Raw genomic sequence first — 24,956 nt, forward strand, 5'->3', positions numbered from 1 at the left:
TCAGGCCTCCTCGAGCTCCGTGAGCAGCGATGACCGACGCTGCTGGGCGATTGTCTTGGTGTCGAGGTCGGCTTCGAATCTCGGACTCTGGGCGGGATCGTCGTCGAGACCGAAGCCGTGGTCGACGTTCCAGCTGAGCCAACAGGTGGCACCAACGTGCGCGGCCGGGCCGAAAGCCATGTTCTGGGCGAATACCACCAGGGTGCCGACACCCGGCACATCGACCAGGTACTGCGTGCTGACCCCGCTGAACGACACATCGATGACCCGGCCGGGGCCCATCACGTTGCGGCCGGGGTCCTGGAGCGGTGCTTCAGCGTGCAGGGTGAGTTTCTCGGGACGCACTCCGATGGTGACTTCGCCCGACACTCGGTGCGCTCGCTCCAGCGGCACCACGATCTTCTGCCCGGAGACGTCGACGGCGATGGCGGTGCTCGTGGTGCCAACGACCGGACCTGTGAACAGGTTGGACTGGCCGAGAAAGTTAGCGACGAACGCGGTCTTGGGCAGTTCGTAGAGCTGCTGCGGCTCACCCATCTGCTCGATTCGGCCCTTGTTCATGACCGCGATGGTGTCGGCCATGGTCATGGCCTCCTCCTGGTCGTGGGTCACGTGCAGAAAGGTCAGGCCAACCTCTTCCTGGATGGTTTTCAACTCGAGCTGCATCTGACGCCGCAGTTTGAGATCGAGGGCGCCGAGCGGCTCATCGAGCAGGAGCAGGGCCGGCCGGTTGACGATCGCGCGGGCCAGCGCCACGCGCTGCTGCTGCCCGCCGGACAGCTGCTGCGGTTTACGGTGGGCGAGGTGGTCGAGCTCCACCAGGAGCAGCGCCTCGTGCGCCTTGGCCACGGGGCCTTCGATTTTGCGTCGGCGCAGCCCGAAGGCGACGTTCTCCAGCACGGTCATGTGCGGAAACAGCGCATAGCTCTGGAACACGGTGTTGACCGGACGCTGGAAGGATTTCTGATTCGTCACATCCGTTCCCCCGATCAGGATGCGGCCGCTGGTCGGTTCTTCCAGTCCGGCGACGAGGCGGAGGGTCGTCGTTTTTCCGCAGCCGGAGGGGCCCAGCAGCGCGAAGAACGATCCGGCCGGAATGGTGAGGTTGAGATTTTCAATGGCGGTGAACCCGGGGAAACGTTTTTCAATGCCGACCAGTTCCAGGTCAGCACCACGATCGGCGAACGCACCGACGGCCATCAGGCTGCGCCCAGCAGGATCGCTTGGAACTGGGCGTTGAACGTCTGCTCTTCGGTGCCGTCGAGACCGCGGAAAACGTAGGCGTTGGCGAGGGTGGCATCGTCGGGAAAGATCAGCGGGTCTTCAGCCAACGCCGGGTCGATGGCCATCATGGCTTCCTTGGCACCGGCGACCGGGGTGATGTAGTTGACGTAGGCGGCGACCTCGGCGGCAACGGCCGGGTCGTAGTAGTAGTTAATCAGCTCTTCCACGCTCTTCTTGGCGGGCGAGCCGATCGGCACAACGAAGTTGTCGTTCCAGAGGGTGCCACCTTTCTCAGGAACGATGAAGCCCCATTTGTCGCCGTTTTCGGCGTTGAGCTGCACAATGTCGCCGGACCAGACGATGGCGGCGAGGGTGTCTTCGTTGGCGAGGTCTTCCTTGTAAGAGTTGCCCTTGATGTTTCGGATCTGACCGTCGGAGACCTGCTTCTTGAATTCGTCGATGGCCGCGGTGAACTCGTCTTCGCCCCAGTCGCCGGAGATGTCAACGCCCTGGTCGAGCATGATCAGGCCCATCGTGTCGCGCATTTCGGAGAGCACACCGACGCGCCCCTTCAGGTCGGGCGCCCAGAGGTCTTCGACCGATTTGAGTCCCTGGGGATACTTCTCCTTGTTCCAGGCCAGGCCGGCGAAGCCACCCTGCCACGGCACACTCATGGCCCGCCCCGGGTCGAAGTCGACGTCCTGCAGCGACGGCAGCAGATTGGCCAGGTTGGGAATGTTGGCGTGATCGAGTTCCTGGGTGTAGCCGAATCGGATCATGCGGCTGACCATCCAGTCGGTCAGGCACGCGACATCGGCACCGATGTCCTGGCCGAGGGCGAGCTGGTCCTTGACTTTGCCGTAGTAGGAGTTGTTGTCGTCGACGGCCTCGGTGTACTTGACCGAAATGCCGGTCTGAGCTTTGAACCCCGCAAGCGTTGGGTAGCTGCCGGCGTCGTCCACATCAATATAGAGCGCCCAGTTATCCCAGCGGATGGACTTGTCGGTGGCCGAAGTGTCGGCCGCGGCGGTGGGTTTGGCCGTGGCGCCGGAGGAACACGCGGCGAGCGCGAGCGCGGTGGCACCGGCCCCGGCCCCGGCCAGCAGCGTTCGACGACCCAGTTGCGAGTTCTGCGCCTGACGAATGAGCTGGCGGATCATGGGATCAGCGGGCAGCGGCTTGGACTTCATCTGGTTCTCCTAGCATTCTGGGCACGCACACGGTCAAGGCTCACGACGTTGCGAGTTGGTCGATAGTTGCACATATCGGCGGTAATTACACCTAAAAGTGTTCAAAACATTGATTTTGGAACCGATTTGTCACGAAATCAGCACATACTTGCAACACTCGCCCGCGAAATCGTCGGTTCACCGAGACTAGGGTGGTGGTCAGGAGCGAGAGAGGAACACCATGAGAATCGCAGTTCCCACCGAGATCAAGAATAATGAATTTCGGGTCGCGATCACCCCGGCAGGGGTGCACGACCTGGTGTCGCACGGTCACGAAGTGATGGTTCAGGCCGGTGCCGGGGTGGGGTCCTCGATCCACGATGAGCAGTATCGCTCGGCCGGTGCGACGATTCTGCCGGACGCCGCGAGCGTCTGGGCGGCCGCCGATCTCCTGCTCAAGGTGAAAGAACCGGTAGCGAGCGAATACGGCTATTTTCGGGCCGATCTGGTGCTGTTCACCTACCTGCACCTCGCCGCCGAACCCGACCTGACGCGGGCCCTGCTCGCGAGTCAGGTCACCGCGATCGCCTACGAAACTGTGCAGTTGCCCTCCCGCGCGCTTCCGCTGCTCGCGCCCATGAGCGAGGTCGCCGGTCGACTCGCACCGATTGTGGGTGCCAATGCCATGCTCAAACCGAACGGTGGCCCCGGCCTGCTGGTTCCTGGCGTTCCCGGCACGCATCCGGCCAAGATCGCCGTGCTGGGCGGCGGTGTCGCCGGTACCGCTGCGATGCAGGTATCGCTCGGCCTCGGCGCGGAGGTGACCGTGCTCGATACGAATCTGTTTCGGCTGCGTGAGATCGACGCCCTGCACTTCGGCCGGGTCAAGACCATCGCCTCGAACAGCTTCGAGATCGACAAAGCTGTCATGGAGGCCGATATGGTGATCGGTTCGGTGCTCATTCCCGGCGCGAAGGCACCCAAGCTGGTCAGCAACGAGCTGGTGTCACGCATGAAATCGGGCAGCGTGCTCGTGGACATCGCCGTTGACCAGGGCGGCTGCTTTGCCGACAGCCATCCGACCACGCACGCCGACCCCACCTTCACCGTGCACCGATCCCTGTTCTACTGTGTCGCCAATATGCCCGGCGCTGTGCCCCACACCTCGACCTATGCCCTGACGAATGCGACGCTGCCGTATGTGCGGGCCCTCGCGACGCTCGGCTGGCTGAACGCGCTCCGCGCCGATGCCGCGCTGGCGCAGGGACTCAACGTGTTCGGCGGCCGCCTGATCAGCGCCCCGGTCGCGCTCGCCCACGGAATGACGCACCGGCCGCTCGCCGAGGTGCTCCTCTAGCTGCTCACTTGGCCGCTCGCCTGGCCGCTCGCCTGGCCGCCGTCCGGTTCCGGCAGGATCGCCCGGGTCAGGTCGCCGTCGGGGTGCAGGACCCACACTCGTCCGCGCCCGGGAGCCAGCGGCGGCGGCAACTGACGGCTGTGGCTGACCATTCGAAAATCCGACAGGCCGCACCGATCGAAGACGATGCTGGCCCGGCCGCCGGCAGTCTGGCCACGCAGCCGGGTCAGCAGGGTCCAGTGCGCCTGCCACGTTTCCGCATCACCGACGACGACCAGCCGGCCGGGGGCATCCGTTTGACCGGTTTCGACGCTGATCAGAGCGGATGCTGCCGGCGTGGTCGTTCCCGCCAGCTCCACCACCGGCACCCCCAGCACAGCGCGCAGTCGCGCGGCGGAGCGCGCCGGAGATGACGATACGACGAGCAGCGGGCCGTGTTCGGGCAGCTGTGCGGTCGACCGGGCGAGCGGGGTGAGCTGCAACGGCAACGGCGCCAGCAGTTGCACGCGGGTGTTGTGCCAGACTCCCCCGCCGGCTGGCAGGGTGGCGTGGTAGTTGGCCGACAATCCACCCGCGGCGAGGTGATCCTGCACGCTGGGGAGCTTAAGCAGCAGTGTGCTCGGGCAGAGTGAGGCGAGTCCGGGAACCGTGCTGGTCAGCCGCTGCACGGCGACGACGAGGTGCACGCCGGCGGCAGGGCCGTCGCGCAGCAACCCGGTGAGCAGATCGGCGGCGGCAAGTCGATGATCCGGCTGCCAGCGCGCCAAGACCGAATCGAAGTCGTCGAGCAGCAACAGTCGCGGCAGCGCGGCGGTCTGCTGCCCGCTTTCTATGCGCGCGCTCACCCGTTCCAGTGCGTCCCAGGTCACCTCGACATCAGCGCTCACTCGTTCCACGGCAACCGGGGCATCACCCGGACATTCAGCCACCCGAGCGAGGTGGCACAGCAGCGTGGACTTGCCCGAGCCGGACCCGCCCACGACGAGTAGGTGGCCATCGAGCTCGGGAGCGTAGGCGAACACCCGGTACCGCTGACTGTCGGGTTCGTCCAGCAGCCCGAGGGGGTAGCCGGGAGCCGGAGCACCCTCGCCGGCGATCCGGCGCAGATCGGCCTCGGTCACCAGCGTCGGAAGCGCATCCATCCACGGGCGCCGCGGTGCGGTGCCGCCAGAGAAACGCGCCGCAATCTTCAGAATGTCGCTTTCTCCGGTGGAGGCGACCTGGCAGAGCACGGGCTCGACGGTATCGGTGGCGATCACGCACCGGCCGGGTTGATTCGGATCCAGGGTGGCCGCAGCATCCGTTCCGACCAGGGCCTGGCTGTCAGCCCGGTTGTTGACCCGCAGAGACAGATGCAGACTGCAGTTGGCCATCAGGGCATCACGCACCACCCCGGCCGGTCGTTGAGTGCACAGAATCAGGTGCACTCCGAGCGACCGCCCGCGCGCAGCGATGTCGACGAACAGGGCGTGCAGCTCCGGAAAGGCCCCCAGCATGGTCGCGAATTCATCGACAACGATGACCAGCCGGGGCAGCGGATGCTCGAGTTCGGTCAGATCCCGCGCGCCAGCCGTGCTGAGCATCCGCTCTCGAAAGCGCAGTTCGGCCCCCAGACTGGCCAGGGCGCGGGCAGCCGTCTGGGAATCGAGGTCGGTGATGAGCCCGACGCAGTGCGGAAGCCTGCCGAGGGGCGCAAACGCGGCACCGCCCTTGAAATCAACGAGTAAGAAATTCACCTGGTCGGCTGAATGGGCTGCGGCCAGGGACGCCACCCAGGTCGTCAGGAGCTCACTCTTGCCGCTGCCGGTCGTGCCGCCCACGATGGCGTGCGGTCCGGCTCGCACCAGATCGATGTGCACCGGCCCTGCGGGTCCGACTCCGATCACGCAACCCAGGCCGGTCGGGGTGACCGAGGCCGGGTCGGCGGCGGCGGTTACGGCGAGCAGGTCGGTCAGGGTAACGCCGACCGGGATCGCCCCGGCCGAAGTGACGAGGCCGGCATCTCTTGCCTGCCGGGCGAGCGCCACCGCAAAGTCGGCCGCCGCGGCCCGGGTCAGCAGTTCCGGGAAGAAATCGATGGCCGGCGCCCGATTCGGCGATCGGATCAGCTGCGCTCGGCCGGGACCGATCACCCGCACGACGGTTCCGCAACCCGGCGGCAGATCGTCGAGCCGGGTTGCAACGGCGACCAACAGTCGCCCCTGGCCGAGATCGCGCGCGGTGCGGGCAGGCGTTCCCGCCGTCGCCTGATGCAGCACGATGCGCCGAGCCGCTGGTGACACGTCGTCGTGTGGAAACGCGGCTGCCCACTCCCACCCGGGGCCGGGGTTCAGATCCAAGCCGACGTCGGTCGGCGGCAGCGCAAAGCACAGTTGTACGAGCACCGCCCGAGCCAGGGCTTCGGGAAGGGGCGCAGCACCGACGATGCCGAGTCCGTGCATCAGGTCGACGACGATCGGAGCGTCGTTGATGGTCGCGGCCCAGTCCCGAAGTTCTCGATGGTCGTTCGGGGAGGTCGCCCCGCCCAGCCGTATGCCACTCGGGGCCGGCCCACAGCCCAGGGTGACGAGCGTGGCATCCGTTTGTCTCCAGCGCGCGGCAGCGGCCCGGCCGAGCACGATGTCCCTGGCCGAGGGAGTCTGCTGCCAGGCGGACTCCCGCCAGCGGACCTGGCGTTCGGTGATCGCCAGCCGAAGCACCGTGACGGCCTCGGCCTGTGCGGCGGTTTCGGTCCGGCGGCGTTTGCGCCCGGCGCGCCGCGCGTCGACCATGCTGGCGACCGCGATGAGCGGGCTGAGTACGGCGAAGATCAGCGCGAACGCTGACCCGGTGATCGACCAGATCAGGCCGGCGGCAGCCAGTGGCGCCACGGTGGCGAGAAGCGGAAATCCGGCCGGTGGCGGCGCGGTCGACGCTGGCGGCAGGCTGAGGTTCTCGTCAACGGTCGACACAGGACCATCAGAGCAGAGAGTCAGCTCCGCGTGGGCAGTGCGAGAGCCATCCGTGCGTAATCTGCGTCCGGGTCACCGGTGGAGGAGTGACCCGCCGCGGCTAACGGTTCAGGCGACGGTGAATGAGTGGTCGGCGATCTCGACTCGCGTGCCGCGCGGCAGTACGTAGCGTCGGCCCGGTTCGAGCGGCTCGGCCGTTTCGCCGGGCCGGCGAATGACGGTGCCATTGCCGGAGACCCGGTCGCTGACCCAGAATTCGCCGTCGTGCTGGCCGAACTCGAGGTGAGTCTTGGAGACCGAGCGGTCAGCATCCGCTACCCGAATGAGGTCGTCGAAGATCTCGTCGGGTTGCGGCAGGGGCTTGCGCCCGATTAGGCCCGACCCCTGCACGGACACTTTCTGACCGGTGCTGAAGGTCAAAACGAAGGTCGCGCTGCTCGGCAGCGTCGATGCTGAGGGGGGGACGTTCGTCACGGCGGCCGCGCGCACCGGCACGGGCACGAGTGCGGGAATCGGAACGGAGATGATCGCGGCCTTGTGCGGGAGGCGCGCGATGATGGTCGTGTCGTTCGGGCGCGGATCCGGGCGCTTGCGGGATTCCACGGTGGCCGATCGGGAGCTACCGCACTCGCCGCAGAACATGGCACCAACCGGCAGCCAGGCACCGCAAATCTGACACGTCACGACCGGCTCACTTAAACCTTCTTGACCACGCTGGACTTGAGCTGCATGAAACCGAAACCGTCGACCTTGCAGTCGATGTCGTGGCCGTCGACCGGGTCGACCAAGCGGATGTTGCGCACCTTGGTGCCGACCTTGATCGACAGTGCCTGACCCTTGACCTTGAGGTCTTTGATGATCGACACGGTGTCGCCGTCGGTCAGGATGGTGCCGAAGGCGTCCTTGACGACGGCTTCCTGCTCTTCTTCAACCAGTTCATTCGACCATTCGTGGGCGCAGAGCGGGCAAACCAGCAGGGCGCCCATCTCGTAGGTCAGGTCGCTGGAGCATTCAGGGCACGGAGGCAGGGTCTCATTCACTCGTTCCATAATACGCGACTGCCCTGGGCCGGCTATCGGCGACCGATCCGCACCCGCCACAGCCGCCCGGCGATGATGGCGGCAACGACCATGACCATCAGCGGAATGTAGGCAACGGCAGAGGAGGCTTCCCAGCCGATGCCGATGCCGGACTCACGGTTGAAAGCCGATACCGGCAGCCCGAGGAAGTAGGACTCGGCCGACTCCGCTCCGCTGGAGATCAGGGCCGACAGCATGCCGGCCGTGTAAACGAAGGCTAGGGTCCACCAGAGCATCAGCAGGCCGGTGAACCAGTAGATTGCCCGATTCCAGGATGGCCGGTTCCCGCGGCCGTCTTCGGCGAAGCTTCGGGCCAGGGCGCGGGGTGAGCCGAGCGAGTCGAGCGCGGTGTCGATGCCGCGGGCGGCGGCATCCGCTTTGATATTGTCGCGAATCTCCCGCAGAATCGATCGACGTTCGCGCAAGGACACGCGTTCTTCAAGCCAGAGGTCGAGCCGGAACAGGTAGGACTCCCGGCGACGCCAGACTCCGAACGTGGATCGGGTCTCGGTGGTTTGGGTGTTCATTTCTGATCCTCTCGGAGTGGTTCTTCTGCGAGGGTGGCAGTCAGGCCGGTCTGCACGATGGCAATGAGGGCATGCCATCGTGCCGTCGCCAGCTCGAGAGTTGCATCCCCGGCCGGGCTGAGTGAGTAGTACTTGCGGGCCGGGCCAGCCGTGGACGCCACCAGGCGACTGGTGAGCGAGCCGTCCTGCTCGAGCCGCGACAATACCGGGTAGACCGTGCCGGTCGAGAGGTCGCTGAGCCCAATGTTCTGCAGCCGCACCACGAGTTCATAGCCGTACGACTCAGCCAGACGCAGTTGGCTCAGGATTAGCATGGGCAGCACCCCGCGCAAGGACTGCGCGTCTTGCGGCAAGGCCGGCGTGTTCGGTGTGTGCGTCATGACTACTACCCTAGGACTGGTAGTAGGCAATACCTAATAGCGGTGCACGCCAGCAATGTACATGTGCAGGACGGATGTGTTTGCAGACTTGCATGAGGTTGAGACCGAGGCCGATGCCGCCGCCGCCGCCGCCGCGAAGCATGGTCAGTCACGCCGCTCAGCGGTCAGAACGGTGGCGGGTCGGTGTCGTCGGTGTTCCAGTCGGTGTTCGAGGGAGTGTTCCAGGGGTCGGGCGGTGGTGGGGCTGGCGGTTCTGGTGGGGATGGTGCCGGTGGTGGCGTTTCGGTTTGCTGCAGGTGTCGGTTGATGCGGGTGGCGGGGTCGGTGGCGTAGTGTTTGCCGGCGGGGCTGGTCCAGTGCACGGTGCCGTCGGGATCGGCGACGGCTTTCCAATCGGAGAAGTGCTTCAGGTTGTGGTGGGCGGGAGAGAGGAAGTGGAGGTTGGTGGCGGTGGTGGGGCCACCGAATTGTTTATCGATGGTGTGGTCGAGGTCAGAATGGCCGGCGGAGCGGTTGCAGCCGGGGAACCGGCAGGTTCCATCGCGTAGGCGCAGGTATTTCTTCAGCGCGGCGGGCACGCGGAACGGGGTGGAGCTGACGTCGAGGACGATGCCGGTGTGCGGGTGAGTGAGGACGCGCAGGAAACTCGTCGCCGTCCCAGCCAGCCGGCGGGCCGTCTCCGGATCGATCGGGCCGTACCCTTCGAGCTCGGCGGGTTCCTCACTCTGACCCATCAGGGTCAGGACGGGGACGGTGATGTTGACGTTGGCGGTGAGGCCAGCGCCGAGGCCGCTGCCGGTGACGCCCTGCTGGAGCAGGTCAATGGCGACGTCGGCGCGCAACTGGCTGAGGGTGCGGGGCTCGTCGGGGCCCTGCAGACTGATCGCCGCATCGGTGACCCGGGTATAGACGCCTTGCAGGTCGTCGCCGGCCGCGCGCAGCCAGAGGGTGGCCATGCCGTCCTTGTCGGGGAAGAACTGCACCTTGCGGTCGGCCAGGCACCGGGTGCGGCGAACGGTGATGCTGTCGGGGTGGAACCGCTCCCGCAGCTTGCGAGCCTTACCGTCGAACTGCGCCGGAGTGAGTTTACGAGCGTGCGGCAGCAACACCGCCTCCAACTCGGCCCGGGCGGGCTCGGAGACGGAATCGAGCTGGTCGAGCACCTGGCGGGCGTGCCGCAGGGAGATCTCTCCGGTGCGGAGCGCGTCGAGGGTCTCGGGCCGGGATTCGACCAGCACCCGGCTCTCCCGCAACAGGCCGGAGGCGGTGCCGGCCGGGATGCGCAGCGCACAGGCCATTTCGGCGACCAGGCCCTGCTGGGCGGCGAAGGTCGCATCCCAGTCATGCTCATGTTGCGGACCGGCCTGCGGACGGCCGGTCTCGGCACTGTTGGTGGTGTACTCCCACGCCTCAGTCAAGACCTCAGCCTTACTCGCCTGCGCCCAAGCGATGACTTTCTCGAGGTAGAGCACTCGGTCGACGAACTGCGCCTGGTGCCGCTGGAACGGACTCAGCACCTCTGCGGGGCTGTCGTCGGCCGGGTCGGGTTGGTCCGGGTCAGCGTCAGTCGGGTCAGCGTCAGCCGGGTCAGCCTCAGTCGGGTCAGCCTCAGCAGGGTCAGCGTCGGCAGGGTCAGTGTGACGCTCGTCAGCGGTGCATCCGTCAGTGGTGCATCCGCCAGCAGTGCATTCGTCCGGGATGAAATCGACCGGGAGGTAGTTGTCCGCGAGGTAGTTCGTATACAGGAACGCTTCGCGGAGGTCCTCATCGAAGAGGTTCTCGGGCGGCACCGCGGCGAACACCTCGGTCAGGTCCAAGCCGACCGGAATGGTCGGGCCGTCAATCAACTCCGGGCGGTCAGCCGCCGGGCTCACCGGTGTCGGGCTCACTGATGCCGGGCTCACTGGTGCCGGGTTGACCGGTTCCAGATCGACCGGGTCGGTGACCTCGTACGGGGCGAATTGTCCGAGCCCCTCGGCAATTTCACACCGCCAATCGGCCTGGCACTGCGCCCAGAACACCTCGAACTCGGCGCGCTCTTCGGGTGTGGACGGCGGGTAGCCGTGAGATGCGAAGAATGGATCGACACGGCCCGGCTGGGGGGTATCGCCGCTCTGGCTCATAGAAGAAGTGTACCAAAACCATGCCCCAGAGTCGAGGGTTTCTCAGATATGTTTGGATGTCTGTGCGAATATGCATTCGGGCAAACCGCGCGTTCTCGAGACCGGCTCAGACCAGTCCATGGCGGTCTCGGCAAGCTCGACCAACGGCAAGAGTCGCGTTGCACAAACAGGCCACGTTAGGGACGGCACGCTCCGGCACCCACAAAAGATCGCTTAGAAGCCCCAACGCGGGGCAATTAGTCCGTGGGTGCCTCGTAGGGGTCGACCGCCAGCACGTCGACCACGATCGCGGTGACGTTGTCGCGGCCACCGTTTTCGAGGGCCGCGACGACCATCGCTGAGACGGCATCCGCTGCCAGCTTCTTTTCGAGCAAAAAATGACGAATACCGTACGAGGTCAGTTCCTTGGTGAGCCCGTCTGAGCAGACCAGGATGCGCATGCCGGCCTGGATCGGCAGAATGCGATAGTCGGGAATAGGCGGTTCGTGAAAGCCGACCGCCCGGGTGATGATATTGCCGTGCGGGTGCACGTCGGCCTCTTCGCGGGTAATGCGCCCCGCATCGACGAGTTCCTGCACGACCGAGTGGTCGTTGGTGACCTGCTCGAGTACACCGTTGGACAACTGATAAACCCGGGAGTCGCCGATGTTGAAGACGATCCAACTGACGGCATCCGAAACCAGGGCCAGTGCAACCCCGGTCACCGTTGTTCCGGTGCCCTGGTCGGTGACTCCGACACCCTGCGCCATATCCTCGACGGCCAGCACGAGGGCGCGGTCAATCGAACCGGCCTCGGCTACGAGCGTTCCGGACAGCTCTGCCAGCCTGGTGACGACGGCGGCACTGGCGACATCGCCGGCCGAATGCCCCCCCATACCGTCGGCGACGGCGAACAGCGGTGGCGCGGCGAGCAGGCTGTCTTCGTTGACCTCCCGGCGATGACCAACGTCCGTCAGGGCAGCCCACGCCAGCGTCAACGACGTTCCAACGCTGGGCAGTTCGACACGAAATTCGGTCGAACCTTGACCAATCTGGGTCACGGGTAGTGCCTTCCGAGTGTGGGGCGCGAAGCCGGCCCCGCCGTTCCAACGTTCACCGAAGGACTTGCACCATAATAACGGCACCGTCCGGTGGCACCGTACCGCACCTAATGTCCGATGTAGCTCATCACATGCTTGATCCGGGTGTAGTCCTCGAAGCCATACATCGAGAGGTCCTTGCCGTACCCGGAGTGCTTGAAACCGCCGTGCGGCATCTCCGCCACGATCGGTATGTGGGTGTTGATCCAGACGCAACCGAAGTCAAGGTGCTTGGCAAAGCGCATCGCCCGACCGTGGTCCCGGGTCCAGACCGACGACGCGAGACCATACTGCACGTCGTTCGCCCAGCGCAGCGCCTCGGCCTCGTCGGTGAAGCGCTGCACGGTCATCATCGGGCCGAAAATCTCTTGCTGCACGGCCTCGTCGGTCTGCAGCAGTCCGCTCACGATGGTCGCTTCGTGAAAATAGCCGGCCTGGCCGACGCGATGACCGCCGAGTTCGAGTACGGCGTGGTCGGGCAGCCGGTCGACGAAACCGGAGACCTGCGCGAGCTGGTTGACGTTATTCACCGGGCCGAACAGGATTCCCTGTGCGCTGGGAGCTCCAGTGCGCGCGTTCTCTCTGGCGTAGGCGGTGAGCGCGGCGACGAATTCGTCGTGAATGCCGCCCTGGACGAGCAGCCGGGTCGCAGCGGTGCAGTCCTGGCCGGCGTTGAAGAAGCCGGCGGCGACGATGCCGGCCACGGCGAGCTCGATGTCGGCATCGTCGAAGACGATCACCGGTGCCTTGCCACCGAGTTCGAGGTGGACCCGTTTGAGATCGTGTGAGGCAGCTTCGGCGACGGCCATACCGGCCCGCACAGATCCGGTGATCGATACCAGCTGGGGAGTTTTGTGGTCGATCATGGCCGCACCGGTCGTGCGGTCACCGGTGATTACGTTGAGCACTCCCTTCGGCAGGAACTCCGCGGCGATCTCGGCGAGCAGCAGGGTCGCGCTCGGCGTCGTGTCGGAGGGCTTGAGCACGGTCGTATTGCCGGCGGCGAGCGCGGGCGCGAATTTCCAGACCGCCATGTTCAGCGGGTAGTTCCAAGGCGTGACCTGACCGACGACACCGATCGGTTCGCGGCGAATGAAGGAGGTGTGGTCGGTCAGATACTCGCCGGCCGCACGGCCCTCCAGATTGCGGGCGGCTCCGGCGAAGAACCGAATCTGATCGACCGAGAGCAGAATCTCGTCGTCGACGAGGGTCGAACGTGGCTTGCCAGTGTCGAGCGACTCGGCGTCGGCGAATTCCTCGGCACGCGCCTCCACCGCATCCGCTATGCGAAACAGTGCGAGCTGCCGGACCGCCGGGGTCGTTTCGCCCCAAATTTCGAAAGCGGATGCCGCGGCGCGGTAGGCAGCATCGACGTCGGTCGCGTTCGAGACCGGGCTCGAGGCATAGACCGATTCGGTCGCCGGATCGATCAGGTCAAACCGTTCCGTCGACGTCGACTCGGAGTGCTGGCCATTGATGAAGTTGCGTAGTTCGGGGGCGCTCATGCGGCCCAGTGTATCGATTTCGGTTTGAAGCACACCCAGATTCACAAATGAAATCCGCAGTTTTTTGCGAAGACTGCTACGGATTCGCTTGCTGAAGTGCATTTCGACTGACACAATCGATGCATGAATGGACAAAGGCGTGGTCACCCGCCCAAGCCGGCCCAGCTCGACGATGTATCGAAGAAGATCATCGAACAACTGCAGGTCGACGGACGCCGGTCGTACGCGGAGATCGGCAAAGCTGTCGGCCTCAGCGAGGCAGCCGTGCGGCAGCGGGTGCAAAAGCTCACCGATTCCGGCGTCATGCAGGTTGTCGCCGTAACCGACCCGATGCAGCTGGGCTTCTTTCGCCAGGCGATGATCGGAATTCGAGCCTCGGCCGACACCCGCATTCTCGCCGAACAGCTCGCAGCCATTGACGCCGTCGACTATGTCGTACTCACGGCCGGCACTTTTGACATTCTCGCCGAGGTCGTCTGCGAAGACGACGACGAATTACTTGAACTGCTCAACTCCAAGATCCGCAACCTCGATGGGGTTCTCTCCACCGAGACCTTCGTTTATCTCAAACTCCACAAACAGTTCTATAACTGGGGAACACGGTAAAGAACATGACGCTCACCACACCCATCGATTCACCGGTTGCCTTCAGCGACGCGCACAACGCCGAGTTGCAACAAAAGGCCAAGGATCATCTCTGGATGCACTTCTCCCGTCAGTCGGTGATGGAATCCGGCGCCGGAGTGCCCATCATCGTCAAGGGCAAGGGACACCACATCTGGGATTCCCAGGGCAAGCAGTACATCGACGGCTTGAGCGGATTATTCACCGTCAACGCCGGACACGGACGTAAGCGCCTGGCCCAGGTCGCCGCCAAGCAGGCCGAAGAACTCGCATTCTTCCCGATCTGGTCGTATGCCCACCCGAACGCGATCGAGCTCGCTGACCGCCTCGCCTCCTATGCGCCCGGCGACCTCAACCGCGTGTTTTATTCGACCGGTGGCGGCGAAGCCGTTGAAACCGCATTCAAGCTCGCCAAGTACTACTGGAAGCTGATGGGACGCCCGACCAAGCACAAGGTCATCTCCCGCAACGTCGCTTACCACGGCACCCCGCAGGGTGCGCTGGCCATCACCGGCATTCCGGCAATGAAGGAAATGTTCGAACCGGTCACCCCCGGCGGCTTCCGTGTTCCCAACACCAACTTCTACCGCGCCGACGAAATGAGCCCGGGCCTTGGCCTCGGCGACAACCTCGAAATGTTCGGCCAGTGGGCCGCCAACCGCATCGAAGAGATGATCGAGTTCGAAGGGCCGGAGACCGTGGCCGCCGTGTTCCTCGAGCCAGTGCAGAACTCCGGTGGCTGCTTCCCGCCACCTCCAGGCTATTTCAAGCGCGTGCGGGAGATCTGCGACAAGTACGACGTGCTTCTGGTCGCCGATGAGGTCATCACGGCTTTCGGTCGCATCGGCAACATGTTCGCATCGACGACCTATGACATTCAGCCCGACATGATCACCTGCGCCAAGGGCATGACCAGCGGATACTCGCCGATCGGTGCGACCATCATCAGCGACCGCATCTACGAACCGTTCAAGCACGGCGATACGACGTTTTACCACGGCTACACCTTCGGCGGCCACCCGGTCTCCTCGGCCGTCGCCCTTGCCAACCTCGACATATTCGAGGAGGAGAAGATCAACGAGAACGTGCGCGAGAACTCGCCGTTGTTCCGCAAGGAGCTGGAGACGCTGCTCGACCTACCGATCGTCGGCGACGTGCGCGGTGCCGGCTACTTCTTCGGCATCGAGCTGGTCAAGGACAAGGGCACCAAGGAAACGTTCAACGACGACGAGTCCGAGCGTCTGCTGCGCGGCTACCTGTCCAAGGCACTGTATGATGCGGGCCTGTACTGCCGCGCCGATGACCGCGGCGACCCGGTGATTCAGCTCGCTCCCCCGCTGACCATTGGCCCGAAGGAATTCGCCGAGATCAGCGAGATTCTGCACGGCGTGCTCTCGGAGGCACCGAAGCACCTGTAGTTCGTTCGCCGGGACCCGGTCTCGCCTTCAAACGAATGCGCGACCGGGTCGCCGTCGGGCAGCACCTGCCTCAACCGCCGGCGGCCCTCGCCTCGTCGTCGTCTTCGTTGTTCTCGCCTTCGAAGGACCACAGAGCGTCGTCGCTGAGCGCGGCATCTTCGCCAAAGTCTTCGTCGTTTTCGTAGCCGAAATCGTCGCCCTCCTCGTCGTCCCGGCGCGGAACCGCGAACGCCCACTCCGGCAGGTGTCCCGACCCGAGCAGCACTTCCAGCAGGTTCGCCATGCTGTACCGCGGGTCGATGGCGAGCGCTTGGTCCACGAAGAATCCGGCAACGGAGCCACTGCCGAGGGCCCAGGACAGCCAGGCGAGCATGCAGAGCGGCGCCGGTCTGGCGGAACGCGGCGCCAGCGCAACCACGGTGCGCAACAGGGTGATGGCCATCCGGATCCGGTCGACATCCGGTCGTTCCTGCCGCAGCCCGAGCATGATGTCCCCGGTATGTTGGGCGCTCGAGTCGCCGGAGTCCATCTCCTCGGCCACAAGATCGTCGAGGCTACGCCCGGTCTCGTGCTGGAGCAGGACGTAGTGCAGGTTGACCTTGTGGGCGCGAACGCCTTCCTCGCGGCCGAAGGCAAACTGCACCATGATCTGGTCGCGATTGGGCGGTGACTGCACGAGCACGAGCAGCGCTGCCGCGTCATCCTCGGTGGGCGGATTGCTCCAGGTCAGCGCTTCCTCCGCGATCGCGACCGGGTCGAGCAGCGCGCCGAGGGTAGGAAACAACTCCGGGGCATTTTCGGCCCGCGCGATCAGGTGGCGGTAGCGCCGGTAGACCCGGGCAAGGCGTTCCTTGGTGGCCAGATTGACGCCGACCGGTTCCGCGCCATTCTGCAGAGTGCCGAGCGGTCGCGCGGCCGGATCGGTCGCCTCGTCGTTCAGTGGGGACTCTGCAATGTCGCTGAGCGGATGCCCGCCCGCCGGGCACTGCGGGTCGAGATAGCTGCCCCAGGCATCCACTGACACGCAGAGCGAATCACGCAACAGAAAACCGCTGAGTTCGAGCCGCCGGTTCAGTATCTCCGCAAAACCCTCCCGTGGGATTCCGCGGGCTTCGACGAAGGAGTCGTCCGTGTAGATGACGGGAACGACAGCGTCGACGCCGGGAATCTTGCAGAGCATCCCGGCCAGTGTCGTGGCGATGCGTTGATACACCTTCTGCGGTGCGCCATCCTCGGGCAGGTTGAAGCGCAAGGCGCCGCAGGTGCGATTGCCGCGAAACGCGACGAGAACCGCGCTGGTCTCGGGCAGAAACCCGAGCAGCTGGGGAACGAGTGCCAGAAAGTCCTGGGCCTTCTGGGCTTTAACACGGGTTGGTTGCATTCCGCCACTGTGCCCGGTCGCGCGTAAACCCGCCGCTACCGACCGTGTATCTGGGGATCACCGCGGCGGCAGGCCCCCTGTGGAGGAGACGCTCTAAACCTCGTCGGCGACCGGGGCCGCGAACTGCGCCGCATACAGCGCCTGGTACGCACCGTTCGCGGCGAGCAACTGCACATGGCTGCCCTGCTCCACGATGCGGCCAGACTCCATCACGAGAATCAGGTCGGCGTCGCGAATGGTCGACAACCTGTGCGCGATGACAAAGCTGGTGCGTTCGGCCCGCAACGCGCTCATCGCCTTCTGCACGAGCACCTCGGTGCGGGTGTCGACCGAGCTCGTCGCCTCGTCGAGGATAAGAACGCTCGGCTTGGCCAGGAACGCCCGGGCAATGGTGAGCAGCTGCATCTCCCCCGCGCTCACGTTGCCTCCCTCATCGTCGAGCACGGTGTCATATCCGTCCGGAAGCGAGTGCACGAACCGGTCCACGTAGGTGGCTGTGGCGGCAGCGAGAATGTCTTGCTCCGTCGCATCCGGTCGGCCGTAGGCGATATTGTCGCGGATGGTGCCGCCGAACAACCAGGTGTCCTGCAGCACCATTCCCATACGGCTGCGCAGGTCGTGCCGGGTCATGGTCGCCACGTCAACGCCGTCGAGCAGGATGCGCCCGGAATCAATCTCGTAGAACCGCATCATGAGGTTCACGAGGGTGGTCTTGCCGGCCCCGGTCGGGCCGACGATCGCGATGGTCTGCCCGGGTTCAGCAACGAGACTGAGCTCTTCGATCAGCGGCTTCTCGGCGCTATAACGGAACGACACGTTCTCGAAGACCAACCGGCCGTGCGCTTCAGTCGGCGTCTCCGCCAAGTCCGGGTCTTCGCTCTGCTCCTCGGCATCGAGCAGGTCGAAGACCCGTTCAGCGGATGCGACGCCCGACTGCAGCAGGTTGGCCATCGACCCGAGCTGCGCGAGCGGCTGGGTGAACTGGCGGGAGTATTGAATGAACGCCTGCACGTCACCGAGCTGCATGGCGCCGGAGGCGACCTGCAGGCCGCCGACGACCGCGATGGCGACGTAGACGAGGTTGCCGATGAAGGTCATCGCCGGCATAATCAGGCCGCTGATGAACTGCGCGCCGAAGCTGGCCTCATAGAGTTCGTCGTTCTTGGCCTTGAACCGGGCGTCGACTTCCTTCTGCCGGCCGAACACCTTGACCAGGGCATGGCCGGTGAAGGTCTCCTCAATCTGACCGTTGAGCTCCCCGGTGTTCGCCCACTGGGCCACGAACAGCTTCTGCGAACGCTTGGCGATGAACGCGGTGATCACGAGGGTCAGCGGCACGGTGACGAGCGCGATCAGGGCGAGCAGTGGCGACAGGATGAGCATCATCACGATGACGCCGATCACGGTGAGCAGGCTCGTGACTACCTGGCTGAGCGACTGCTGCAGGCTCTGCGAGATATTGTCGACGTCGTTGGTGACCCGGCTGAGCAGTTCACCGCGCGGCTTCTTATCGAAGTAGCTCAGCGGCAGGCGATTGATTTTCGCCTCGATCTCTTCGCGCAGCCGGTAGACGGTGCGCTGCACGACTCCGTTGAGAACGTAGGCCTGCATCCAGCTGAACACGCTCGAGAGTACGTAGAGCGCGAGCGCCCAGAACAGCACGGTAGAAAGCATAGCGAAGTCGATTCCGAGCCCCGGCGTGAGCGTCATGCCGCTGAGCATGTCGGCCTGCGTGCTGTCACCGGATGCCCGCAGCCCCGCGATCACGTCGGCCTGACTGCTGCCGCTCGGCAGCGATTTCGACACCACGCCGGAGAAGATCAGGTTGGTGCCCTCGCCGAGCAGGCGCGGCCCAAGCACCGAGAACGTCACGCTGATCACCGCGAGGGCGAACACGAGCGCGAGCCACAGGCGTTCCGGCCGTAGCTTGCCGAGCAGTCGTTTGCCCGAGGCCGTGAAATTCAGGGATTTCTCGGCGGGCAGGTTCATCCCCCCGAAGGGCCCACCACCGCGCTGCGGGCGCGGAGCCGGCTTGTCGTCAGCGTGTGTCTCGCTCATGCTGCTTCCTCCGCGGTGAGCTGGGATGACACAATTTCCTGGTAGGTCGTGTTGGACTCGAGCAACTGCTCGTGCGTTCCTCGGCCGACGATGCGGCCGTCTTCCAGCACCAGAATCTGGTCGGCGTCGATGATGCTCGACACCCGCTGGGCGACGATGACCATGGTGGCTCCATTGGCGCTCTGTTTGAGCGCGAACCGCAGCCGGGCATCCGTCGAGAGGTCGAGGGCCGAGAACGAGTCGTCGAAAATGTACAGCTCCGGCTGTTTCACCAGGGCGCGGGCGATCGCGAGGCGCTGGCGCTGCCCACCCGACACATTGGTGCCGCCCTGGGAAATCTTCGCATCAAGCCCGCCCTCCATTTCGGTGACGAAATCCCGGGCCTGGGCGATGGTGAGCGCCTGCCAGAGTTCCTCTTCCGTCGCATCCGGTTTGCCGTAGAGCAAGTTGCTGCGCACAGTGCCGGAGAACAGATAGGGCTTTTGCGGTACGAGACCGATATTGCCCCAGAGCAGGTCGGGGTTCAACTCGCGCACATTCACGCCATCCACCAGAACGGAACCGCTTGTGGCGTCGAACAGTCGCGGCAAAAGGTTCACTAGGGTGGTTTTGCCACTCCCCGTACTGCCGATGATCGCCGTGGTCTCGCCGTGGCGAGCGATGAAGCTCACGTTGCGCAGCACCGGTTGTTCGGCGCCGGGATAGGCGAAGCCCACGTCGAGCAGTTCGAGCTCGCCGTGGCCGACGGTCACGTTCACCGGGTTTGCCGGCGGCACGACACTCGACGCGGTGGCCAGCACTTCGCCGATGCGGTCGGCCGAGACGGCGGCCCGCGGAATCATCACGGCCATGAACGTGGCCATCATGACCGCCATCAGAATCTGCATGAGGTAGCTGAGGAAGGCGATCAGTGTGCCGACCTGCATCGAACCGTCTTCGATGCGGAATGCGCCGAACCAGATCACGGCGACGCTCGACACGTTGAGCACGAGCATAACGATGGGGAACATGAGCGCCATCAGCCGACCCGAGCCCAGGGCCACGTCGGTGACGTCTTGGTTGGCCTTGGCGAACCGGGCAATCTCTTGCTTCTCACGAACAAACGCCCGAACGACACGGATGCCGGTGAGTTGTTCCCGCAGCACCCGATTGACGGTGTCGATGCGAGTCTGCATCTTGCGAAACAGGGGAATCATTCGTACGACTATGAGACCAACCGCGATGAGCAGTATCGGCACGCTCACCGCGATCAGCCAGGACAGCTGCACATCCTGGCGGATCGCCATGATCACGCCGCCAATGCTGAGGATGGGCGCGGAGACGAGAAGGGTGCAGGTCGTGAGCACGAGCATCTGCACCTGCTGCACGTCATTGGTGGAGCGGGTGATCAGCGACGGAGCGCCGAACCGGGTGACCTCCTGCTCGGAGAACTCCCCCACCCGGCTAAAGACCGCCCCGCGTAGGTCACGACCAACTTTCATCGCCACCTTGGCACCGAAGTACACGGCGATGATCGCGCACCCGATCTGGGCGAGCGTGATGAGTAACATCAGCCCGCCGACACGCAGAATGTAGCCGGTGTCGCCGGTAGCGACGCCCTCGTCGATGATGTCGGCGTTCAGAGTGGGCAGAAAAAGGGAAGCGATCGACTGGGCCAGTTGAAAGACGATCACCCCGGTGAGCAGTTGCCAGTACGGCCGCAGAAAACTCACGAGCAAGGACCAAAGCACGAAACTCTCCTACTGAACCGTCTAGATGCGTGAATAGGCACCGCCCAGACCGAGGGTTCGGCGCAGCTACCTCTGATGCCATAGTGCACTCTTTCCGACACGTCGTCGACCGAAATATTGCGCTCTGCGCAAAAATCGCCGACTTCGGCACAACTTCACATCAGGCGTTCAGGCAAAGAGGTCCGAAATGTACGCCACCTCGTCGGCGCTGGGCTGCCACTCGGTCGCCGCGCTGGCATTTTGACGGATCTGTTCGGGCTTGGTGGCGCCGGCGATCACACTCGTCAGCCCGGGCTGGGCGAGCAGCCAGGCGAACGTCGCCGCCAACATGCTAACGCCACGTGCATCGCACCACTCCTGGTACTGCTCAATCACGTCCCAGGGAGCATCGTCAACGAGGTGGCGCCGGATCATCATGATGCGGCTGTCAGCTGGCCCACCCGCGCGGGAGAACTTGCCCGTGAACAGTCCGTTATAGAGGGGGAAGAACGGGAGAAAGCCCAGGCCATAAGCGTTCACGGCCGGAAGGACCTCCTCTTCGACATCGCGCACCAGCAGGCTGTACTCGTTCTGGCTCGAGATGAATTTGGGATGCCCGTTCATTTGCGCGGTGAACTCCGCCTCCGCTATCTGCCAGCCGGCCAGATTGGAGTGGCCGATGTAGCGAATCTTGCCCTCGGTGATGAGGTCATCGAGCGTGGACAGCGTTTCCTCGATCGGTGTCAATGGATCGGCGACGTGCAGCTGATACAGGTCGATCCAGTCGGTTTGCAAACGTCGCAGCGATGCCTCAACGGCCAAACGGATGTACCGGCGCGAGCCGCGCGCGCCCCAGTCCGGACCGTTCAACCCGCCCATGTCCATGCCGAACTTGGACGCGAGCACAATCTGGTCGCGTTTGCCGCGCAGCGAGTGACCCATCAGGGTCTCGCTCAGCCCTCGCTCGGCACCATAGATATCTGCCGTGTCGAAGAGCGTCACCCCGGCCTCGAATGCCGCATCGATGACGGCGGTCGTGCCGTCCTGTCCCTCCGACGCCGTGCCGCTGCGGCCGAAGTTGTTGCAACCCAGTCCGATCGTTGAAACGGTCAATCCGGAGGAGCCAAGTCTGCGATATTCAATCTGAGCCATTCCTTTAGACTATGACCGTTCGGCTTGCTCGGGGCAAACCGACCGTCTCCTGCACAGCGCACCGTTGCGGGCGTTCGGCACCGATGTCCGAAATCCGCGAGTGCGCTCATTTGGGTGCGGCTACAGTCGAAATATGACCACCACGCCTCCTGCGCTCCTTCGCTTGCCGAGCCCCCTCGGGCGGCTTGAGCTCACCGCCGATGATGACGGCATCCTCTCCCTCTCGATCGAAACCGACGGTCACCTTCCGCTCGCAGAATACGCCGAGAGCCCCTCCCCCGTGCTGCGACAGGCGGCCGAGCAGCTGGACGAGTACTTTGCGGGCACCCGACACTCGTTCGACCTTCCGGTGCACCTGACCCGCGGCACGGAATTTCAACGCAGCGTGTGGGCTCGCCTCTCAACTCTGGGCTTCGGCGAGGTCATCTCTTACGGTGCGCTCGGCACTGACATCGGGCGCGCCGGATCGGGCCGCGCCATCGGTGGAGCTGTCGGCGCCAACCCGGTGCCGATCATCATCGGCTGCCACCGCGTGCTCGCGACCACGGGGCGAATCACCGGTTACAGTGCCGGTCAGGGCATCCCCACCAAAGCCTGGCTGCTCGATCACGAGGGCATCATGCACCACTAGCCTGCTCCCGAAGACACGTCTGCGTCCTACTGGGCCGTGAAGATCGTCGACTTCGCCGGCTGGCCCTTGCTCGCCAAGTGCTGCTCGACGAGAAGCTGAAGTTCACCGGGCGCACCGGGTGCCAGGCTGATACCGACCGACCGGGCCCAGTCAATCAGGTCGGCAACGGCCCCGAAGTCCTGCCCGCTGTCGATCAATGCCCGCGCGAATTCCCCCTTGGACTTCTTGTTGAAGTGATTGAGAGCGCGTCTCTGGCCGTCGCCGCTGTCGGCGACAACCCGCAGGTAGATCGAGTTCGGGCGCACCGGACGGGCGCCCAGGGCGACATAGGCCTCCGAGCGCAAATCAAGCAACAGGCCCTCGGTTCGGCCGAGGAGCTTCTGCACGTCGGCGGCCCAATGTTGTTTGAGCGAATGCTTGTTCAAGGTCAGATCCGGCACCCGGGAGTCATGCGACAGCCGGTAGGCCGGAATCGGGTCCAGGGCCGCGAGCGGCCCGAGCAGCGCGGAGTGCACGACCAGGTGGGCCTGCGCGAACTCGCGCTGCGGGACCGTCAGGGTCGCAGCATCCAACCCATCGAAGAGCACCCCGGTATAACGGTCAATGACCGGCATGGTCGGCGACCGCAGAAGCTCACGGTTGCGGTCTAGTTCGAACAGCTGGGTGCGACCGAGTTTCAGGGCGGCCATCGCCACTTCCGGGTGCCGCGACAGGCTCACCAGCGCACGCGCCAGGGATCGGCGCTTGCCGCTGAGGGCCGGGTACGCCAGGAGCGACCAGTCCAGGGGTACAGCTTCGCCGCCGGAGCGTTTCGTCTCCGACGGCGGTAGCAGTATCAGCAAAGGTGTTCCGTTGTTAGACGAGTTCAGCCTTGCGAGCCACGACGGTCACAATGTCGTTGTCGACGGACAGAAAGCCATCTTCAGCCTTCGCGACGACCTTGGAACCATCGGCCAGGGTGAGGCGAACATCGCCGACGGCCAGAATCGCCAACATCGGTTCGTGACCGGCAAGAATACCGATCTCGCCCTCGACGGTCTTGGCGACAACCATCGCCGCTTCGCCGGTCCAGACCTGCTGGTCGGCCGACACAACGCTGACGGACAGCGACTTTGCCATGCTTAGTCGTTCTCTTTCTGAATCTGAGCCCACTTCTCTTCGACGTCGTTGATGCCACCGACGTTGAAGAATGCCTGCTCGGCGACGTGGTCGAAGTCACCGTTGGCGATCGCCGTGAACGACTCGATGGTGTCTTTCAGTGGAACCGTGGAGCCCTCAACACCGGTGAACTTCTTCGCCATGTAGGTGTTCTGGGAAAGGAACTGCTGAATACGACGGGCACGGGAAACCGTGACCTTGTCTTCTTCAGACAGCTCGTCAACACCGAGGATCGCGATGATCTCCTGGAGTTCCTTGTTCTTCTGCAGAATTGCCTTCACGCGAACGGCCGTGTTGTAGTGATCGGCACCCAGGTAGCGGGGGTCGAGGATACGGCTGGTCGAGGTGAGCGGGTCGACGGCCGGGTAGAGGCCCTTCGACGCGATTTCACGCGACAGCTCGGTCGTGGCGTCGAGGTGGGCGAACGTGGTCGCCGGAGCCGGGTCGGTGTAGTCGTCGGCAGGAACGTAGATCGCCTGAAGGGAAGTGATCGAGTGGCCACGCGTCGACGTGATGCGCTCCTGCAGGATGCCCATTTCGTCGGCGAGGTTAGGCTGGTAGCCCACAGCGGACGGCATACGGCCGAGCAGCGTGGAGACCTCTGAACCGGCCTGCGTGAAGCGGAAGATGTTGTCGATGAAGAGCAACACGTCCTGCTTCTCGACATCGCGGAAGTACTCCGCCATGGTGAGGGCAGAGAGCGCGACGCGCAGACGCGTTCCCGGCGGCTCGTCCATCTGGCCGAAGACCAGTGCGGTCTTGTCAAAGACGCCGGCTTCTTCCATCTCGGCGATGAGGTCGTTGCCCTCACGGGTACGCTCACCAACTCCCGCGAATACCGAAACTCCACCGTGGTCCTGCGCAACGCGCTGGATCATTTCCTGGATCAGAACGGTCTTACCGACCCCGGCACCACCGAACAGGCCGATCTTTCCACCGAGAACATACGGCGTCAGAAGGTCGATGACCTTGATACCGGTCTCGAACAGCTGAGTCTTCGACTCGAGCTGGTCGAAGGGCGGCGGCTTGCGGTGGATGGGCCAGCGCTCCGTGATCTCGATCTTCTCGCCCGGCTTGGCGTTCAGCACATCGCCGATGACGTTGAAGACCTTGCCCTTGGTGACGTTTCCGACCGGAACCGTGATGGGGCTGCCGGTGTCGCGCACTTCCTGGCCGCGGACAAGTCCGTCGGTCGGGTTGAGTGCGATGGCACGAACCAGGTCGTCGCCGAGGTGCAGGGCAACCTCGAGGGTGATCTCGTTCGACTCGTCGCCGATGGTGATCGTGGTCTTCAGGGCGTTGTAGATGCCGGGGATCGAGTCATGCGGAAACTCGATGTCGACAACAGGGCCCGTGACACGGGCGATGCGGCCAACAGAGCCGGCCGTATCCTCCGCGCGGACTGGCGCGGTTGCGGTGTCAGTCATTGCT

The 24,956-nt window shown here is 64.4% G+C and carries 21 protein-coding genes; 4 read left to right on the forward strand and 17 right to left on the reverse strand.

Translation table 11 applies throughout. The features are described 5' to 3' along the window. Window positions 1-1,200, reverse strand: coding sequence for an ABC transporter ATP-binding protein (locus E3T43_RS12380; protein ID WP_104131312.1), 1,200 nt, complete (start codon window positions 1,198-1,200; stop codon window positions 1-3). Beyond that, on the reverse strand, window positions 1,200-2,414 hold the full coding sequence (locus tag E3T43_RS12385) for a PotD/PotF family extracellular solute-binding protein (protein ID WP_134472637.1): 1,215 nt from the start codon (window positions 2,412-2,414) through the stop codon (window positions 1,200-1,202). The genes E3T43_RS12380 and E3T43_RS12385 overlap by 1 nt, the downstream gene beginning before the upstream one ends. A gap of 220 nt (window positions 2,415-2,634) precedes the next feature. Here E3T43_RS12385 and ald point away from each other — a divergent pair, with 220 nt between their 5' ends. Next, entirely contained in the window at window positions 2,635-3,750 is a 1,116-nt protein-coding gene (gene ald, locus E3T43_RS12390) for an alanine dehydrogenase (protein WP_134472638.1), read from the forward strand. Here ald and E3T43_RS12395 read toward each other — a convergent pair. From E3T43_RS12395 to E3T43_RS12430, 8 genes are all read right to left on the reverse strand, one after another. Beyond that, window positions 3,747-6,701, reverse strand: coding sequence for an FtsK/SpoIIIE domain-containing protein (locus E3T43_RS12395; protein ID WP_134472639.1), 2,955 nt, complete (start codon window positions 6,699-6,701; stop codon window positions 3,747-3,749). The two genes, ald and E3T43_RS12395, sit on opposite strands and share 4 nt — an antisense overlap. A gap of 108 nt (window positions 6,702-6,809) precedes the next feature. Then, complete coding sequence (locus E3T43_RS12400) at window positions 6,810-7,385, reverse strand: FHA domain-containing protein (RefSeq protein WP_241978961.1); 576 nt, start codon at window positions 7,383-7,385, stop codon at window positions 6,810-6,812. An 11-nt stretch (window positions 7,386-7,396) separates the two neighbouring features. Then, entirely contained in the window at window positions 7,397-7,750 is a 354-nt protein-coding gene (locus tag E3T43_RS12405) for a zinc ribbon domain-containing protein YjdM (RefSeq protein ID WP_134472640.1), read from the reverse strand. Window positions 7,751-7,773: 23 nt separating this feature from the next. Further along, window positions 7,774-8,307, reverse strand: a complete 534-nt coding sequence (locus tag E3T43_RS12410; protein ID WP_134472641.1) for a hypothetical protein — start codon at window positions 8,305-8,307, stop codon at window positions 7,774-7,776. Further along, on the reverse strand, window positions 8,304-8,687 hold the full coding sequence (locus E3T43_RS12415) for a PadR family transcriptional regulator (protein ID WP_134472642.1): 384 nt from the start codon (window positions 8,685-8,687) through the stop codon (window positions 8,304-8,306). The genes E3T43_RS12410 and E3T43_RS12415 overlap by 4 nt, the downstream gene beginning before the upstream one ends. A gap of 164 nt (window positions 8,688-8,851) precedes the next feature. Then, window positions 8,852-10,810: an HNH endonuclease signature motif containing protein gene (locus E3T43_RS12420; RefSeq protein WP_134472643.1), complete on the reverse strand. Its 1,959-nt coding sequence runs from the start codon at window positions 10,808-10,810 to the stop codon at window positions 8,852-8,854. Window positions 10,811-11,046: 236 nt separating this feature from the next. Continuing rightward, window positions 11,047-11,850, reverse strand: coding sequence for a PP2C family serine/threonine-protein phosphatase (locus E3T43_RS12425; RefSeq protein WP_134472644.1), 804 nt, complete (start codon window positions 11,848-11,850; stop codon window positions 11,047-11,049). Window positions 11,851-11,957: 107 nt separating this feature from the next. Beyond that, complete coding sequence (locus E3T43_RS12430) at window positions 11,958-13,394, reverse strand: gamma-aminobutyraldehyde dehydrogenase (RefSeq protein WP_134441183.1); 1,437 nt, start codon at window positions 13,392-13,394, stop codon at window positions 11,958-11,960. Between the two features lie 123 nt (window positions 13,395-13,517). Here E3T43_RS12430 and E3T43_RS12435 point away from each other — a divergent pair, with 123 nt between their 5' ends. Together E3T43_RS12435 and E3T43_RS12440 are read left to right on the forward strand one after the other, a co-directional pair. Further along, the gene (locus E3T43_RS12435) at window positions 13,518-14,000 is read left to right on the forward strand and encodes an Lrp/AsnC family transcriptional regulator (protein WP_092448738.1); all 483 of its coding nucleotides are present in this window, start codon (window positions 13,518-13,520) and stop codon (window positions 13,998-14,000) included. 5 nt (window positions 14,001-14,005) lie between these two features. After that, the gene (locus E3T43_RS12440) at window positions 14,006-15,436 is read left to right on the forward strand and encodes an aspartate aminotransferase family protein (RefSeq protein ID WP_134472645.1); all 1,431 of its coding nucleotides are present in this window, start codon (window positions 14,006-14,008) and stop codon (window positions 15,434-15,436) included. Window positions 15,437-15,506: 70 nt separating this feature from the next. Here the strand turns inward: E3T43_RS12440 and E3T43_RS12445 are convergent, their stop codons facing one another. The 4 genes from E3T43_RS12445 to E3T43_RS12460 form a co-directional block, all read right to left on the reverse strand. Next, window positions 15,507-16,817 carry a DUF4192 domain-containing protein gene (locus tag E3T43_RS12445; RefSeq protein WP_134472646.1) on the reverse strand — a complete coding sequence of 437 codons (1,311 nt, stop codon included), beginning with the start codon at window positions 16,815-16,817 and terminating at the stop codon, window positions 15,507-15,509. Between the two features lie 93 nt (window positions 16,818-16,910). Then, window positions 16,911-18,875 (reverse strand): ABC transporter ATP-binding protein, encoded by a 1,965-nt coding sequence (locus E3T43_RS12450; protein ID WP_134472647.1) that lies wholly within the window; start codon window positions 18,873-18,875, stop codon window positions 16,911-16,913. Continuing rightward, complete coding sequence (locus E3T43_RS12455) at window positions 18,872-20,605, reverse strand: ABC transporter ATP-binding protein (RefSeq protein ID WP_134472648.1); 1,734 nt, start codon at window positions 20,603-20,605, stop codon at window positions 18,872-18,874. The genes E3T43_RS12450 and E3T43_RS12455 overlap by 4 nt, the downstream gene beginning before the upstream one ends. A gap of 168 nt (window positions 20,606-20,773) precedes the next feature. Then, window positions 20,774-21,736, reverse strand: a complete 963-nt coding sequence (locus E3T43_RS12460; protein ID WP_134472649.1) for an aldo/keto reductase — start codon at window positions 21,734-21,736, stop codon at window positions 20,774-20,776. A 133-nt stretch (window positions 21,737-21,869) separates the two neighbouring features. Here E3T43_RS12460 and E3T43_RS12465 point away from each other — a divergent pair, with 133 nt between their 5' ends. Next, a complete protein-coding gene (locus tag E3T43_RS12465) occupies window positions 21,870-22,367 on the forward strand; it encodes a methylated-DNA--[protein]-cysteine S-methyltransferase (protein WP_134472650.1) in 498 nt (165 codons plus the stop codon). Between the two features lie 26 nt (window positions 22,368-22,393). Here E3T43_RS12465 and E3T43_RS12470 read toward each other — a convergent pair whose 3' ends face one another. Genes E3T43_RS12470 through atpD form a run of 3 tightly spaced genes read right to left on the reverse strand, consistent with a single transcriptional unit; the run spans window position 22,394 to window position 24,952 of the window. Further along, window positions 22,394-23,209, reverse strand: coding sequence for a YaaA family protein (locus tag E3T43_RS12470; RefSeq protein ID WP_134472651.1), 816 nt, complete (start codon window positions 23,207-23,209; stop codon window positions 22,394-22,396). A gap of 13 nt (window positions 23,210-23,222) precedes the next feature. Next, window positions 23,223-23,486 (reverse strand): F0F1 ATP synthase subunit epsilon, encoded by a 264-nt coding sequence (locus tag E3T43_RS12475; protein ID WP_134472652.1) that lies wholly within the window; start codon window positions 23,484-23,486, stop codon window positions 23,223-23,225. Window positions 23,487-23,488: 2 nt separating this feature from the next. After that, window positions 23,489-24,952, reverse strand: coding sequence for a F0F1 ATP synthase subunit beta (gene atpD, locus E3T43_RS12480; RefSeq protein WP_092448745.1), 1,464 nt, complete (start codon window positions 24,950-24,952; stop codon window positions 23,489-23,491). Window positions 24,953-24,956: the final 4 nt, after the last annotated feature.

It is taken from the genome of Cryobacterium sp. Hh7 (assembly GCF_004403155.1).
GTDB lineage: Bacteria > Actinomycetota > Actinomycetes > Actinomycetales > Microbacteriaceae > Cryobacterium > Cryobacterium levicorallinum.

Bases quoted from the DNA above. Each gene is read 5' to 3' on its own strand.
- E3T43_RS12380 (WP_104131312.1), bottom strand. From the start codon at position 1,200: ATGGCCGTCGGTGCGTTCGCCGATCGTGGTGCTGACCTGGAACTGGTC.
- E3T43_RS12385 (WP_134472637.1), bottom strand. From the start codon at position 2,414: ATGAAGTCCAAGCCGCTGCCCGCTGATCCCATGATCCGCCAGCTCATT.
- ald (WP_134472638.1), top strand. From the start codon at position 2,635: ATGAGAATCGCAGTTCCCACCGAGATCAAGAATAATGAATTTCGGGTC.
- E3T43_RS12405 (WP_134472640.1), bottom strand. From the start codon at position 7,750: ATGGAACGAGTGAATGAGACCCTGCCTCCGTGCCCTGAATGCTCCAGC.
- E3T43_RS12410 (WP_134472641.1), bottom strand. From the start codon at position 8,307: ATGAACACCCAAACCACCGAGACCCGATCCACGTTCGGAGTCTGGCGT.
- E3T43_RS12415 (WP_134472642.1), bottom strand. From the start codon at position 8,687: ATGACGCACACACCGAACACGCCGGCCTTGCCGCAAGACGCGCAGTCC.
- E3T43_RS12420 (WP_134472643.1), bottom strand. From the start codon at position 10,810: ATGAGCCAGAGCGGCGATACCCCCCAGCCGGGCCGTGTCGATCCATTC.
- E3T43_RS12430 (WP_134441183.1), bottom strand. From the start codon at position 13,394: ATGAGCGCCCCCGAACTACGCAACTTCATCAATGGCCAGCACTCCGAG.
- E3T43_RS12435 (WP_092448738.1), top strand. From the start codon at position 13,518: ATGAATGGACAAAGGCGTGGTCACCCGCCCAAGCCGGCCCAGCTCGAC.
- E3T43_RS12440 (WP_134472645.1), top strand. From the start codon at position 14,006: ATGACGCTCACCACACCCATCGATTCACCGGTTGCCTTCAGCGACGCG.
- E3T43_RS12445 (WP_134472646.1), bottom strand. From the start codon at position 16,817: ATGCAACCAACCCGTGTTAAAGCCCAGAAGGCCCAGGACTTTCTGGCA.
- E3T43_RS12450 (WP_134472647.1), bottom strand. From the start codon at position 18,875: ATGAGCGAGACACACGCTGACGACAAGCCGGCTCCGCGCCCGCAGCGC.
- E3T43_RS12460 (WP_134472649.1), bottom strand. From the start codon at position 21,736: ATGGCTCAGATTGAATATCGCAGACTTGGCTCCTCCGGATTGACCGTT.
- E3T43_RS12465 (WP_134472650.1), top strand. From the start codon at position 21,870: ATGACCACCACGCCTCCTGCGCTCCTTCGCTTGCCGAGCCCCCTCGGG.
- E3T43_RS12475 (WP_134472652.1), bottom strand. From the start codon at position 23,486: ATGGCAAAGTCGCTGTCCGTCAGCGTTGTGTCGGCCGACCAGCAGGTC.
- atpD (WP_092448745.1), bottom strand. From the start codon at position 24,952: ATGACTGACACCGCAACCGCGCCAGTCCGCGCGGAGGATACGGCCGGC.